At 61.3% G+C, this 13,614-nt stretch carries 13 protein-coding genes; all 13 read right to left on the bottom strand.

Translation table 11 applies throughout. The annotated features are described in order from the left end of the window. Positions 1 to 9: 9 nt before the first annotated feature. The 13 genes from AFERRID_RS09745 to AFERRID_RS09685 all read right to left on the bottom strand — a co-directional run bounded on the left by AFERRID_RS09745 (position 10) and on the right by AFERRID_RS09685 (position 13,594). A complete protein-coding gene (locus AFERRID_RS09745) occupies positions 10 to 1,533 on the bottom strand; it encodes a transposase (protein ID WP_226833168.1) in 1,524 nt (507 codons plus the stop codon). A gap of 137 nt (positions 1,534 to 1,670) precedes the next feature. Next, complete coding sequence (locus AFERRID_RS09740; protein ID WP_126605095.1) at positions 1,671 to 2,921, bottom strand: NAD(P)/FAD-dependent oxidoreductase; 1,251 nt, start codon at positions 2,919 to 2,921, stop codon at positions 1,671 to 1,673. A 64-nt stretch (positions 2,922 to 2,985) separates the two neighbouring features. Then, the gene (locus tag AFERRID_RS09735; RefSeq protein WP_126605088.1) at positions 2,986 to 4,395 is read right to left on the bottom strand and encodes an APC family permease; all 1,410 of its coding nucleotides are present in this window, start codon (positions 4,393 to 4,395) and stop codon (positions 2,986 to 2,988) included. A gap of 25 nt (positions 4,396 to 4,420) precedes the next feature. Beyond that, positions 4,421 to 5,338 carry a hydrogenase nickel incorporation protein HypB gene (hypB, locus tag AFERRID_RS09730; protein ID WP_126605086.1) on the bottom strand — a complete coding sequence of 306 codons (918 nt, stop codon included), beginning with the start codon at positions 5,336 to 5,338 and terminating at the stop codon, positions 4,421 to 4,423. After that, positions 5,338 to 5,667 (bottom strand): hydrogenase maturation nickel metallochaperone HypA/HybF, encoded by a 330-nt coding sequence (locus tag AFERRID_RS09725; protein WP_126605085.1) that lies wholly within the window; start codon positions 5,665 to 5,667, stop codon positions 5,338 to 5,340. The genes hypB and AFERRID_RS09725 overlap by 1 nt, the downstream gene beginning before the upstream one ends. Before the next feature lie 13 nt (positions 5,668 to 5,680). Beyond that, positions 5,681 to 6,739 (bottom strand): hydrogenase expression/formation protein HypE, encoded by a 1,059-nt coding sequence (gene hypE / locus AFERRID_RS09720; protein ID WP_126605084.1) that lies wholly within the window; start codon positions 6,737 to 6,739, stop codon positions 5,681 to 5,683. Next, a complete protein-coding gene (hypD, locus tag AFERRID_RS09715) occupies positions 6,739 to 7,884 on the bottom strand; it encodes a hydrogenase formation protein HypD (RefSeq protein WP_113527056.1) in 1,146 nt (381 codons plus the stop codon). Before hypD ends, hypE begins: the two co-directional genes overlap by 1 nt. Continuing rightward, on the bottom strand, positions 7,868 to 8,566 hold the full coding sequence (locus tag AFERRID_RS09710) for a D-sedoheptulose-7-phosphate isomerase (protein ID WP_126605083.1): 699 nt from the start codon (positions 8,564 to 8,566) through the stop codon (positions 7,868 to 7,870). The genes hypD and AFERRID_RS09710 overlap by 17 nt, the downstream gene beginning before the upstream one ends. 15 nt (positions 8,567 to 8,581) lie before the next feature. Beyond that, a complete protein-coding gene (locus tag AFERRID_RS09705; protein WP_126605082.1) occupies positions 8,582 to 8,875 on the bottom strand; it encodes a HypC/HybG/HupF family hydrogenase formation chaperone in 294 nt (97 codons plus the stop codon). Beyond that, complete coding sequence (gene hypF / locus AFERRID_RS09700; protein WP_126605081.1) at positions 8,866 to 11,277, bottom strand: carbamoyltransferase HypF; 2,412 nt, start codon at positions 11,275 to 11,277, stop codon at positions 8,866 to 8,868. The genes AFERRID_RS09705 and hypF overlap by 10 nt, the downstream gene beginning before the upstream one ends. Then, positions 11,274 to 12,470, bottom strand: a complete 1,197-nt coding sequence (locus AFERRID_RS09695) for an NHL repeat-containing protein (protein ID WP_126605080.1) — start codon at positions 12,468 to 12,470, stop codon at positions 11,274 to 11,276. The genes hypF and AFERRID_RS09695 overlap by 4 nt, the downstream gene beginning before the upstream one ends. Further along, a complete protein-coding gene (locus tag AFERRID_RS09690; protein WP_225981953.1) occupies positions 12,463 to 13,353 on the bottom strand; it encodes a NifU family protein in 891 nt (296 codons plus the stop codon). The genes AFERRID_RS09695 and AFERRID_RS09690 overlap by 8 nt, the downstream gene beginning before the upstream one ends. Before the next feature lie 16 nt (positions 13,354 to 13,369). Further along, on the bottom strand, positions 13,370 to 13,594 hold the full coding sequence (locus tag AFERRID_RS09685) for a hypothetical protein (RefSeq protein WP_081577129.1): 225 nt from the start codon (positions 13,592 to 13,594) through the stop codon (positions 13,370 to 13,372). Between the last annotated feature and the right edge of the window lie 20 nt (positions 13,595 to 13,614).

The following is a 13,614-nucleotide window of genomic DNA, read 5'->3' as shown; positions in this document are numbered from 1 at the left end:
AAAAAGCAGTTAAGGTCCGGCAAGTGCCGGAAAAGTCCCCGGCGGTGACCATGGTGATCGCGTAATTTGCGCAACGATGTAGCTCACGAGGAGGTCCCAGGGCTGGTGTTCCAGGAACTGCTCCGCAGTCTCCCGAACTATCCGCAACCCTCTACGGATATTCTCAATTCCGCGCTCCACCTTTTTCTGCGCGGCATGCATGGGTGTCAGAAAAAGATGAATCTGTCCAGCGTGTTTGGTGCTGCGACCTATAGCGGAGAGCAGCAATGGACGACTGGTGATGGCTTCTCTCCGTGACCCCGGAAAAGCCAGTCGGGAATACCAGCTCCACCAGTTGTAGACCAGCCCCACGGCACGCGCGGAGAGCCGACAACGGGCCAGATCACGAGTGGTGTACCCGCCCCATCCCCACTGGTTCTTGAGTTCGTCAAAACCGTTCTCCGCATCGGCCCGGTCGCGGTACAACTGCGCGATACTCAGAATGCCTTCTTGGATATCCGTCACCAGTACGGCGTATTCGTAGACCTTGGTCTGGCGACGGTCCACGAAAGCAAATTCCAGCTGGCCTTGATGTTCCTGGGTGGCGATTAGATGGTCTTTGAGTAGGCGACGGAGAATGACTACCCGGCGGCTCTGCTGCCACCCGGCCAGTTGAATCGTGTCTTCGCGGCCTTCCCAGCCTTGTCCTGCATCCGCCCAGTCACGGCGGGTAAATTCCCGCTGTAACAGGCGCTTGACCCGGGGCGATTGACGCAATTTGAAGAGATAGGACTGCTGCCGCGCTTCCATCTCGCGGATAACCGCATCATTGCCAAAGCCACAGTCGCCACGGACCAGATAAGGACGCTGTTCGGCACTCAGGGTGTCCAGTACGCGGTTCAGCCCCGGTTGGGCATGGTTGGAGGCCGTGGTGTTGCCGGCTGTCACTTCTACATCCAGCAATAGCCGCAGATTACCGACCCAGTACGCATGATAGGCATGGGATGGACGCCCCGGTTTGTGCGGATTGTAGCCTACTTCAGCCCCTTGCTGATGCCCGAATAACGTTTTGATGGTGGTGTCGATATCAAGAATCCAAGGCGTGTCACAGGCTGCCTTTGCGCTTTTGAACAAGTGCTTGCGCATCCATTCGGTGCCTTCGCCTTCGGGGATTTTACCCAGCGCCCGGCGCAGGGCGTCTTCGCTGACGATCTTGCTCATCCCCAGAATCTGCGGACTGACACCATCACTGCGTAATCCAGTGACATGTGCATAGCGTCGGTGACCCGCCAGTATGGAGAGATCCCAAGTGCCCAATACATCGCGCTTCTTGGGTGCGTTGGGGCTGTTATAGATCAAGGGACATTCTTCTACCCAAGCATCAAACAAACCACTGACTTTCTGAAACTCGGCAAAGAACACCAACTGGCCAAAGGGAGTGGCTGCCGATTCCTTATCCCAGGATACCTGAACACGACCGCCCATCGTATCCACAATCATGCTCTGTATAGCCTCAGGAATGGGCTTTTGGGGCCGCTTAGTGCGTTCACCCATTGGGTGAGCCTCCAACACAGGGGAAAAATCAATCCTATCAGAGGAATCCTGCCAAATCAGCAGGGGTAACTGCCGAATTTAGGATGATTGGCTCCAGGCGTTCGCAGACTGCGTTTCAATATCCAAAAATCCCACGTTCAGAACCGCTCCGGTCGGTAGGGAGCAGGGTCCGTAAACGGCGTTTCACCCAACATCATCTCGGCCAGCAAACGCCCGGTGGTCGGCCCCAAGGTCAGACCCTGGTGACAATGGCCGAAGGCATACCACACACCCGGATGCCCCGGCGCCCGACCAATGATCGGCAGCATGTCGGGGGTGCAGGGGCGCACCCCCATCCAGGGGTCGGCGTCCAGACGCCCGCCGAGGGCAGGCAATAACCGCCGTGCCTGCGCTTCCGCCCGAGCAAGCGGAATAGCGGAAGGAGGGGCGTCCCGATGCGCAAACTCCGCACCGGTCGTCAGCCGGATACCACGCTGCATGGGCACCAGCATATAACCCTGATCGGCATCGAGCACCGGGTGACCGAGTGGTGTGGCGTCCGGTTGGGCGTAGTGCATGTGATAGCCCCTTTTCACGAAAAGCGGCGGGTGGTAACCCAGAGGTCCAGTCACATCCGGCGACCAGGCGCCCAAAGCCACCACTACCTCGGCGGCCTCCACCGGCTCATGCACCGTAGCGATGCGCCACCCCGTCGAACCACGCTCTATGCTCCGCACGGCGCTGGTGCGAAACTCGCCGCCCATCCGGGTAAAATAGTTCAGGTACGCGAGAGTGAGCGCGTGGGGATCGACAACGGCCAGGGGCTGGGTCCAGTGGATACCGCCGGCCAGTCCGGGACGCAGACTGCACTCCATCGCCGCCACCTGCGCGCTATCAAGTGCGTCGTAAGCCACCTCGAAATTCCCGGCGTTATACGCCGCCTCTTTCAGGGCATGGTCCAGAGACTCGGGATTTTGGTGTACCTGCAACCAGCCACCGGGACGGAGCAGGTCGATCGCCCCCGCCGCACCGGCCAGAGCCAGATGATCATCCAGGCAGTGCGCGATCAATGCCGCATAATGCCGGGCAATCATCCGGTGACGGTCTTCACGGGAGTTATACCAGTACCGCAGGAAGGGAATGGCCAGACGCGGCAGCATCGTCCCCCGGTAGTAGGCCTCGGTCGACTGATTGCGGGCGTAGCTGAGCAGCGTCACCAGGGCACGGGGGAAGGGGTGCGGCATGACCGCCTCGCGCTGAATCAGGCCGGCATTGCCGAAGGACGTCCCCTCTCCGGCCCCTTGCTGGTCCAGAAGAATGGTGGGACGGCCCCGTAACTGCAACTGCAGGGCAATGGAAACCCCGACGATGCCTGCTCCCAGAACCACCACTTCACCATGTACTGCCATAAAAACCCCGGGGAAAGTTGAGAAGGTTAGCGTCCGCCCGATATAGCAGAGGCCGCAGTCCTGGTCAATCTTCCTGCAACTCCAGCTCATCGAAGACGTAAATGTCTTGCCCCGCCTTCCGCCGGCGCAGCCAGAGCACATAAAAGATGCCCAACAGCAAAAACACCCCAACGGTCTGATCGATGCCGGCCGCAATATATTGCGGGCCATAGATGAGGAACAGCACCTCCACGGCGGAAAGGCTGATGATCACGACCAGCGATCCGAGCAGGAGACCGGCGTGATGATGCGCACTGAAATGGTGCCGGACGGAGCGGTGCTGAAGCAATAAAAAACGCATCATGTTGACCCCATCCAATAAAAACTCCGCCACCAGAAAGAACCCCGCCGCGCTCAGCACCAGGTTGAAGAGGTCCCGCATACTGTGGAAGAAAACCTGCATGAGGACAACCGCCATGGCCAGCAGGATGGGCAGGATGACGGACCAGTACGGCACGTGTTCGCCATTCAGTCGGCCCAGCCACCCCGGCATCACCCTATCCCGGGACATGGCGAAAAGGGCGCGGGACAGGATGAAGGTGGTGAGCCAGAGACCACCGGCGGTCGACGCGATAATCGCTATGCGCATCCACGGGAGTAATTGCGGGGATACCGTTGCCGCCCAGAGACTCAGGGTATCATTGGTGTTTTGCAACTGGTCGAGGGGTACCTGATGCAGAAGCAGGGGCCAGATCAGCAGGTAGTAGAGCACCACGCTCACAGCCCCGATGATTCCTCCCCATCCCGGGGTGATGCGCGGTTTTCTGGATTCTTCCGAGGCGTAGGAGTCGATTTCCCAGCCGTCCACGATGGTGGCGCCCACCACCATGCAGACGATGACGCCGGCCCAGTGAATATGGCTGAGGGAGAAGGACCCCGCCCCCACCGCCGGCGGCCCCCAATGGGAATAGCCGACGATGGCCATGAAGGCGACGGATACCATCTCGATGAGTAGAAATATCTGGGTGACCCTGGCGGTGATACGCGCCCCGAACAACAAAACACCCGCCGCGAACAGTGCCCAGAACGTGGCCACCACGATCTGCAATCCGGCGCCGGGGTGCGGTACTCCCAGCGCCTCTAGAGTGAACCGCGCCGCCGGGATCAGGATCGGCGGGATCGACCAGAAATAGGCCATGATCACGATCCATGCCTGAAAATTCGAGTAATCGATGCCCATGATCCGCCGGGACCAGTGATAGGAGGCACCGGCGTTGGGAAAATACTGATTCAGCGACAGAAATATCCAGGAACACAGAATGAAGGGAATGGCAATCAGTACGATCGCCAGGGGCACCTCTGCTCCTGCTGCCTGGACCATGGCCGACCCTGCCGCCGCCACGCTGAAGATGGGACCCACGCTGGAGATGGACAGACTGGACAAATCAACGAGCTGAAATGTCTTGTGCAGCGTCTGATGGGCGTCCGTGGGCATGACCGCCTCCTGGGCACGAGGAAGCTCAGGAACCGGCCAACACTTTTCCGGCCTCCGACAACGCCTTGTTTCGATGCTCGCGCAACCAGGCAAACCACGGCTCCAGACCCGCTCCCGTGGCGGCGGAGATCTGCAGCACCTCGGCATGATGCGCGACTTCGTGCAAGTAACCGAGGCAACGTTCCAGGTCGAAGGAGAGGTAGGGCAGCAGATCGATCTTGTTGATCAGAATCAGGTCCGCGCCGTGAAACATGTGGGGGTACTTTGCCGGCTTGTCTTCGCCCTCGGTGACCGCCAGGATGACCACCCGCGCCGCTTCACCGAGATCAAAGAGGGCCGGGCATACCAGGTTTCCCACGTTCTCGATGAAGACGACGGAACCGGCGGCCGGGTCGATCTCCTGCAGTCCCTGCGCCACCATATCCGCCTCCAGATGACAGCCCTGGCCGGTATTGATCTGCACCACGTTGCAACCCGCCTGGCGTATGCGTTCCGCATCGTGGGTGGTTTCCTGATCGCCCTCCACTACCGCCAGGGGGAACTCGCCCGCCAGTTCTGCCAGGGTTTTTTCCAGCAGGGTCGTCTTCCCGGCTCCCGGTGAACTCATAAGATTCAGGGAAAACACGCCCCGTCCCGCCAGCCAGCCGCGATTGCGTTCCGCGAGGCGATCATTTTTGTCCAGAATCCGCGCCTCCAAAGACACCAGGTGGGCATTCCCGTCCGCCGGTACATGGGGGTGGGGATGGAGATGGGAGCTCGCACCACCGTGGGCATGCGAATGCAGGCCATGGTTATGCACCGCTGCATCGCCATGCCGGTGCTCATGGGCATGTCCGGGCACATCGCCCGATGATTCCAGGGTATCCGGAGCATCACCCCGCGCAATACCCAGGTGCGTTATCCGCGTTTGTGCCCCATCGGAACATCCACAGGTTTTACACATCACTGCACCTCCATATCCTTGATGTTGAGTTCCTTACCGGCCACACAGATCAGGTCGCCCGCACCACACGGACAATGCCCGAATACCTGCCGGAGAGGGATACGTTTGCCACAGGACCGGCATTCGCCCTCACCGGGAATCTCCAGCACTTCCAGTTCCGCGCCCTCCAGCGGCGTGCCCTGACTGCACACGTCGAAGCAAAAGCGAATGGAGTCCGGCACCACCCCCGATAACAACCCCACTTCCAGCCGCACCCGGGTCACCTTGCGACCACGGGCCTGCTCGCTGCAGATGGAGACAATGTTGCGGGTGATCCCGAGTTCGTGCATCGCCGTTCCCCGTCTAACAGATTCGCGGCAACTGTTCGCCCACCAGCATGTCGACGATGCGTTCTCCGCCGAAATGGCTGCTCAGCACGACCCTTCCGGGAGGCCCCGCGAGCACCTCGCCGATCACCCCGGCGTAGGTGCCTTCCGGGCAGGAACGTAGCGCATCCAGCGCAGCCCCAGCCTCTTCCTTTGGCACCACTGCAAGGAGTTTGCCTTCGTTGGCCAGATAGAGGGGATCCAGGCCGAGCACTTCGCAGATGCCTCTGACCACGGGGCGGACGGGAATGCTATCCTCCACGATGCGCATACCCACGCCAGCCCCCCCGGCAAATTCGTTGAGCACCGTGGCCAGCCCGCCGCGGGTCACGTCGCGGATGCATCGGGTGCCCGGCGCCGCCGCCAGCAGGGCGGCGATAATCCCGTGCAGAGGCTGGCAATCGCTCTCCACATCGGCGTCCAGGGCCAGATCGCCGCGCGCCTTCAAAATGGCGGCGCCATGATCCCCCAGGTAGCCATTCAACAGCAGTTGGTCACCCGGTCGGATCCGGGCGATCTCCAGATGGACGCCCTTCGGGATGATTCCGATGCCGGCGGTGTTGATGAACAGCTTGTCCGCGCTGCCCCGGGGCACCACTTTGGTATCCCCCGTGACGATCCTGACCCGCGCCGCCTGTGCCGCCCGCGCCATGCTGCACATCATCTTCTCCAGAATGGTGAAGGGCAGGCCCTCTTCGAGGATCAGGGAGCAACTCAGCACGATGGGCCGTGCGCCGCCCACCGCCAGATCGTTTACGGTACCGTTGATGGCCAGCGTGCCGATGTCGCCGCCCGGAAAGCTGAGGGGGTCGACGACGTAGGAATCCGTAGTAAAGGCGATCCGGTCACCGTTCCCAAGGATTTCCGGTACATCGATGCGGGCCTGATCCTCCAGCGGCGTGGCACTGGAGGCGCCCAGGGCGGGCAGAATCAATCCTTCGATCAGATCCCGCATGGCCTTGCCACCACTGCCATGGGAAAGATTGACCACATCACCATGGGGTCTTTTGACACGCGGTTGCGGATTTGCAGCCATCAGGACACCTCCTCTGCCGTAGCGGGAACCTCTCCCGGCATCTTTCCATAATTGAAGTAGGCGGCACATGCCCCTTCCGAAGAAACCATCAAGGAGCCCAGCGGCGTTTCCGGGGTGCATGCCATACCAAAGACCTTGCATTCCCAAGGCTTTATGACCCCTTTGAGCACCTCTCCGCACTGACACGCCTTGGGGTCGGCAATGGACAGATTGGGTATGGTAAAGCGGCGCTCGGCGTCGAAGGCTGCAAAGCGATTGCGGATCCCGACCCCGGAGTGGTCGATGGAGCCGAGCCCCCGCCACTCGAAGTACTCGCGAATCTCGAACACTTGCTGGATGGCTTCCAGCGCTTGAATATTGCCCTCTTCGGGAACCACCCGCGCGTACTGGTTTTCCACCGCACAGCGACGCTCGACCAGTTGTTTCAGCAGCATCCACAGGGACTGCAGGATATCCAGAGGCTCGAACCCCGCGATCACCACGGGTTTGTGGTAATGCCCGGCGATAAAGTGATAGGGATGGGTACCGATCACCATGCTGACATGGCCGGGGCCCAGGAAACCGTCCAGCTCCATATCGGAGGAGTCGAGAATGGCCTTGATGGTGGGCAGCGTCGTGATGTGATTGCAGAATACGGAAAAATTGGCCACCCGCTGGCGTTCTGCGGCGAGAATGGTCAGCGCCGTCGCCGGCATGGTCGTTTCAAAACCAAGACCGAAAAACACCACTTCCCGGTCCGGGTTATCTCTGGCGATGGCCAGCGCATCCAGCGGCGAATAGACCATCCGCACATCAGCGCCCGTGGCCTTGGCCTGCAGCAGGCTCTTGCGCGAGCCGGGAACCCGCATGGCGTCACCGAACGTGGTGAATATCACCTCCGGACACTCGGCAATGGTCACGCAATCATCCACCCGGCCCATGGGCAGCACGCAGACCGGGCAACCCGGCCCATGCACCAATTCCACCGAGGGCGGCAGCATCTGCTCGATACCGTATTTGAAAATGGTATGGGTGTGGCCACCGCAAAACTCCATGAGTTGTAACGGCCGGTTCGCGGTGGCCGGGATCAGCGCCGCCAGCCTTTGAATATCCTTGACCAGATAGCGGGCCTTTTCGGGATCCCGGAACTCATCCACGTAACGCATCTTCGGTTACCTCCGCCCGCAAGTCTCCGCGCCGGTCTGCCAGGATGGTATGCACCAGGTCCCAGAGTATGTGAAAGGTCGTGACGTGGCATTCCTGGATACGGTGAATGCTGTCCGTCGCCACCACCAAGAGGTGGTCCACCAGGCCGCTTGCCTGCATCTCACCCCCCTCCATGCCGGCAAGGCCGAAGGTCACCATGCCGGTTTCCCGGGCCTTGCGGTAGGCGGCCATGAGATTGGCGGAGTTGCCACTGGTCGAAAAGCCGAACAGCGCATCCCCCGGTCTTGCCAAGGCCGTCAGTTGCCGTAAAAACACATGCTGATAACCCACGTCATTACCGACGGCGGTCAGCATGGCCCGGTCACTCACCAGACTGTGCGCCGCCAGAGCCGGACGGCCCGTGGTAACGGGGTGCATGAACTCCACCGCCAAGTGGTCCGCATCACAGGAGGAGCCGCCGTTACCCATGGTATAGAGCATACCGCCGCTCTGATAAACCGCCGCCAGGGCCGCCGCCATGGAAACCAGCGCCTCCGCGTGCGCCGCAAAAAACTGCGCCTTGACATTCCGGCTTTCGGCAGATTTCTGCCGCACGGACTCCAGCAGCGCCGTCTTTTCCCGCTGCGGATTTTTGGCCTGACCGTGCAGAAAAGGATAAAGATCCTGCAGAGGATCCATCATTGCACCTCCTGGCGATTACGCCATGGGACCTGTTGGCGCGGACTCGCGCATACGATCCATTTCCAGTTGAGCTTCGCCCAGTTGCGTCAGCACATCCAGCGTCAGGGCTGCCTCCTCCGCGCTGATGCGGCTCATGGCAAAACCCACATGCACCAGCACCCAGTCACCGACACAGGACTCCGCGGGGTGCTCCACATCGGCAATGCAGGCGATATTGACCTCCCGCCGTACCCCGTTGATTGCCACCTCCGCCCGTCGTTCACGCGCATTGATGATTCTCGTGATCTGACCCGGAATACCTAGACACATGGCTCATGCCCTCCTGCAATAGGATGTTGACCAGCGACGATTTGCGCGGCCGCCACCACCGCCTGCCCAAAAGCCAGGCCGCCGTCATTGGCGGGGATCAGATGCGGAACCAGAACCTCCAGCCCCTGGGATTCCAGAGCCTCCCGGGTTGCCCGCAGCAGGGTCAGATTCTGAAAAACACCCCCGGACAAGGCGACGGTGGAAGTCCAGGGTGTGGCGCCCAGTGCCCGGCTGAGCAATTGCGCCAGGCCGGCGGCGAAGCCTTTGTGGAAGCGCGCAGCAATCGCCGCCAGCGGAACCCCACCCTGGAGATCGCCCAGCAGCGGCGGCCACAGGGTCCGCGGATCCATCTGAATGAAGTTCTTTTCGCTTTCGACGATGCCGAAAGGATAGCCCGGCTCTGAGGCATCCCCCATGATAGACGGATCGACACAGGCCTCCAGCAGCATGGCCGCCTGCCCTTCATAACTCACCCGGTCCGTGCACAGGCCACAGACCGCGCTGACGGCGTCAAACAGCCGCCCGGCGGAACTGCAGAGCGGCGTGCCGACGTTCCTGTCCAGCATGTGCAACAACTGCGCCACCGGCTTTTCGGACAGGTACTGCATGATGGCCAGATCGGCGAATCGTTGCCCCGCCACGGACCAGCCGAAGGCGTCCGCAAGCTGCACGAAGGCGTTGCGCCACGGTTCACGCATCGCGCGACTACCCCCCGGCAGGGCGGAAGGCCGCAACCCGCCCAGGTGACGGATTTCGCGGTAACTCACCTGCAAACACTCACAACCCCACAAAGCGCCCCCCTCGCCCAGACCCATACCGTCCAGAGCCAGGGCGATGACCGGCGGATGCTCCAGCGGCAGGCCGTGTTCTACCAGGACCGCGGCAATATGGGCGTGATGGTGTTGCACGGAAATCAGGGGGAGATCGCCCTCCTCCGCCATCTCCACCCCCCACTTGTGCGACAGATATTCGGGGTGACGGTCCACCACGACGGCCTTGGGCACATGCTGGAAGAGCCGGGCGTAGAGGGCGAGATTCCGGACAGTGTCGTCCCAGACCGCTGCCTGTTCGAGATCGCCCATGTGCTGGGAAAGGATGGCTTGTCCGTCCTTGATCAGGCAGAAAGTGTTCTTGAGCTCCCCACCCAGCGCCAGCAGGTCCGGCGCTGCCCTGAAACCCTCGGGCAGCGGCAACGACTCCGGCGCATAGCCACGCCCCCGGCGCAGGATCATGGTGTCGTCTCCCGCCATCTGCACCACAGAATCATCGACGCGGTTGATGATCGCCCGGTCATGGGTCAGCATCCAGTCGGTCACCCCCCGCAGCGCCCGGACGGCAGTCGCGTCGTCAATAACCTGCGGAGCATCCGAGAGATTGCCGCTCGTCAGGACGATCGGGCGGTCCATCCGGCGCATCAGGAGATGGTGCAGGGGGGTATAAGGCAGCATAAATCCGAGCCGCCGCATCCCCGGCGCAATGCCAGGCGCCAGGGAGTCGTTGTCCAGACGGTTCAGCAGCACGATGGGCGCCTGATGAGACCGCAGCAACTTCTCCTCTGCGCGGCTCACGTGCGCATAGCGGCGCACGACCTCCAGATCCCTGGCCATCAACGCCAGGGGTTTATGGGGACGGTGTTTGCGCAGGCGCAAGGTGGACACCGCACGGTCATTCGTGGCATCGCAGGCGAGATGAAAACCGCCAAGCCCTTTGATGAGCACGATTTCCCCGCGCTTGAGGAGGTTGGTCGCCGCGTCCACCGCGTCCAGTTGGGTATACCGGTCGGCACTGACCGCGTGGCCATCGAGCCGGACGAGCCGGGCCTTCGGGCCGCAGGCATGGCAGGCCACCGGTTGCGCGTGGAAGCGCCGGTCTTCCGGATTTTCGTATTCCGCACGGCAATCCCTGCAGAGCGGAAAGACGCCCATGGAGGTATGGGCACGGTCATAGGGGATGTCTTCGAGGATCGAAAAACGCGGACCACAGTGCGTGCAATTGGTGAAAGGGTAACGATAACGCCGATGGAAGGGGTCGAATATCTCCCCCAGGCAGGCGGGACAGGTAGCGGCATCCGGCACCGCTCCCGTATGTACGTGCCCAGAGCGGCTGGTGCTGATCCCGAAAGGCCCCTCAGGAGGATCTTCGCGCAAATATCCGCGGACCACCTCGTCAATGCGCGCGAGGGGTGGGTGTTCGTCGCGCAGGCGGGTCAGAAATCGATCCCGCTCGGTTGCCGGCCCCCAGATCCGGATCAGCACCCCTTCCCCATCGTTGCACACATCGCCCGACAACCCGCAGTCGCGGGCAATGCGCCAAACCGCAGGACGGAACCCAACGCCCTGAACCAGTCCGCGCACTCGGACTTCCTCACCCAGGGTTGCGACCCGGTCCGCGGGGGAATTCATGACCGCCTGTCCCAAAGCAGTACGCGGTTGTTACCCGAATCGGCGATGATCACACTCCTTCCCGCAGCAGAAATCCCATAAGGCCAGCATAGCGTATTGCGCCCCACCACACCCCAGCGGTTGTCCCCCTTGTGCTGGAAATCATCCTGACCGGCGAGGGTACGTGCCGGAGCGCCCGTCACCAGATCGTCCGCCTGCCAGCCCAGCAGTCGGCTGTTGGCCGTATCCGCCACGATCAGCCAGTTTCCCGTGGCGGTCACGCCATAGGGCATATTGAAACAGGCCGCATTGGGGAAGTAATTACCGCGATTGTGGGCGTTCTGAGCAAAGTCAGGCTGACCGAGGACCATATCGGCCACCTGGCCATTGCGCTGTGGTGCCCCACGCCAGAGCAGCACCCGGTTGTTCCCCGCATCCCCCATGGCCAGCCAATCCCCGAAATGGGTTACCGCATGGGGCCAGCGCATGCTCATGGCGTCCGCTTCGTGACCTCCGTTCTCGTCCCGGCAATGAAAATCCGCCTGGCCCAGGACACCGTCCGCGGGTTGTCCTTTTTCCGTGGGAATGCCCTCCCACCAGAGGACGCGGCGGTTACCAGAATCCGCGATATAAAGCCTAGCACCATCCCAAAAGACCCCATAGGGCCAGTATAAGCTAGACGCGGATGGTTGGGGCGCACCGCGATTGATTTCCGCCGACACAAAATCGCTTTGGCCGAGAACCAGATCCGCCGGAGCATGGCTTTCATGAGGCACTTCATTCCAGATCAGCACCCGATGGTTCCAGACGTCCGCCACCGCCATCCCGTTGCCAACCGGACAGATCCCGGTGGGAACATTCAGCGATGCCGCGCCGACGGGACCGTGGGCGTTGCGCCCCCCGTCCCGTTCAAAGTCTGGCTGACCAATGAGCCAAGTGGCAGGTTGGCCATCGGCTGCGGGTAGCGTGGGCCACCCCAGCAAGCGATGATGGCCGGTATCAGCCACCCAAAGAGATCCGTCAGCCATGAGGCTGGCACCGCGCGGGCCGAAAAGCGTCCGCGCGGAAGGAACGACAGGAACGACGACCCCCCTGGGCTGTACCTGCTCCCCCAGGATGACCCTCGCCCCCGCCCCCACCAGCAACTGCTCCGAAGAGATGGCGGTTGGCCGGTTCCGGATAGCGGCACTCAGGGGTAGGGTATATTCAGTCATGATTCCTCCTCACCTGGATCTCACCATCGACCATCCGCACCGCCCAGGGCTCCAACTGGATTTCGGGTATCGTCAGACATTCTCCGCTCTCCAACGCAAACTGGAATCCGTGATGCGGACAAGTCAGAACACCGACTGGATCTATCTCTCCCTCATCAAGAGGCATACCCAGATGGGCGCAGGCATTGCGGTAACAGTGCACATCTCCTTCGGGATCGCGCCAGAACAGCAGGGCGTCGGAAAGGACCTCCCGAGCGAGCAGGCTATTTCGCGGCAGGTCCTCCAGCCGCAGGGCCGGCAGCCAGGGATGACGCCCGCCAATGGCGAAGGGGCTGATACGCTGTTCAGTTCCTTCGCCGATCGGCGCGGTGGCGGCATGTTGACGACCTACCGTTTCAATATGACATATTTCCGGGCAGGCCTCGCGGATTGCTTTCTCCACCCCTTCCGACAGGGTCAGTGAGGAAGATGGGCAACCGTGACAAGACCCCAGCAAGCGCAAAACTACAGTATCGGGCGGACGCAGTTCGACCAGTTCGACATTGCCGCCATGGCCTTCCAGACCTGGCCGCACACTATCCAGCGCCGCTTCGATGCGTTCCTGCAGGGAGGGCCGAACCAGACTCAGGGTCCGCAGCACCGCATAGACATACGGATCTGCTGCAGCTTCCCGCAAGCCGGTGGCCCCCTGTGGGGCATTCTGCACGGTACGAATAAGACGCCGCAAACATTCCCTGTAAATCGCCTCCCAGCCATTGCGCAGTGCCAGCACCGTTCTTTGCTGTGTTTCATCCCATCCCTGTATGATTTTTTCGAGGCTGCCCAATCGGGCGATATCTTCCGTCAGGGTATCTGCTTCCCTGCTTTCAATGTCCTCAGGCACGGGTGACGTCGCCATGTCATGCGTACTTCAAATTCAAAAAAAGGATGGGTTGCAGGGCGCCACACAGGAGGCCAGCAACCAGACAATCCACCAGATACGGAATGCCGGCTAAATGTCCGGCAACGACGACCACAGCAGCCAAGATGATGTTGGCCGCCAGCAGCATCAGAACCAGCCGGGTATCTTTGAACAGCTTTCCGCGCAGGAACAATCCTGCCGAGTTCCATATCATGTCCCACATAATGTCCTCCTCCTTTGGGT

Origin of the sequence: Acidithiobacillus ferridurans, from assembly GCF_003966655.1 — a bacterium.
In the GTDB taxonomy this organism is placed as follows: Bacteria; Pseudomonadota; Gammaproteobacteria; order Acidithiobacillales; family Acidithiobacillaceae; genus Acidithiobacillus; species Acidithiobacillus ferridurans.
Note: the sequence above shows the minus strand (reverse complement) of the source record. Positions and strands in the feature narration are given on the sequence as shown.

What these genes read in the sequence shown, in the direction of transcription:
- hypF (WP_126605081.1), bottom strand. Translation starts at nt 11,277, where the DNA reads ATGAATTCCCCCGCGGACCGGGTCGCAACCCTGGGTGAGGAAGTCCGA.
- hypE (WP_126605084.1), bottom strand. Translation starts at nt 6,739, where the DNA reads ATGGCTGCAAATCCGCAACCGCGTGTCAAAAGACCCCATGGTGATGTG.
- hypB (WP_126605086.1), bottom strand. Translation starts at nt 5,338, where the DNA reads ATGTGTAAAACCTGTGGATGTTCCGATGGGGCACAAACGCGGATAACG.
- AFERRID_RS09695 (WP_126605080.1), bottom strand. Translation starts at nt 12,470, where the DNA reads ATGACTGAATATACCCTACCCCTGAGTGCCGCTATCCGGAACCGGCCA.
- AFERRID_RS09735 (WP_126605088.1), bottom strand. Translation starts at nt 4,395, where the DNA reads ATGCCCACGGACGCCCATCAGACGCTGCACAAGACATTTCAGCTCGTT.
- AFERRID_RS09705 (WP_126605082.1), bottom strand. Translation starts at nt 8,875, where the DNA reads ATGTGTCTAGGTATTCCGGGTCAGATCACGAGAATCATCAATGCGCGT.
- AFERRID_RS09725 (WP_126605085.1), bottom strand. Translation starts at nt 5,667, where the DNA reads ATGCACGAACTCGGGATCACCCGCAACATTGTCTCCATCTGCAGCGAG.
- AFERRID_RS09745 (WP_226833168.1), bottom strand. Translation starts at nt 1,533, where the DNA reads ATGGGTGAACGCACTAAGCGGCCCCAAAAGCCCATTCCTGAGGCTATA.
- AFERRID_RS09710 (WP_126605083.1), bottom strand. Translation starts at nt 8,566, where the DNA reads ATGATGGATCCTCTGCAGGATCTTTATCCTTTTCTGCACGGTCAGGCC.
- AFERRID_RS09740 (WP_126605095.1), bottom strand. Translation starts at nt 2,921, where the DNA reads ATGGCAGTACATGGTGAAGTGGTGGTTCTGGGAGCAGGCATCGTCGGG.
- AFERRID_RS09685 (WP_081577129.1), bottom strand. Translation starts at nt 13,594, where the DNA reads ATGTGGGACATGATATGGAACTCGGCAGGATTGTTCCTGCGCGGAAAG.
- hypD (WP_113527056.1), bottom strand. Translation starts at nt 7,884, where the DNA reads ATGCGTTACGTGGATGAGTTCCGGGATCCCGAAAAGGCCCGCTATCTG.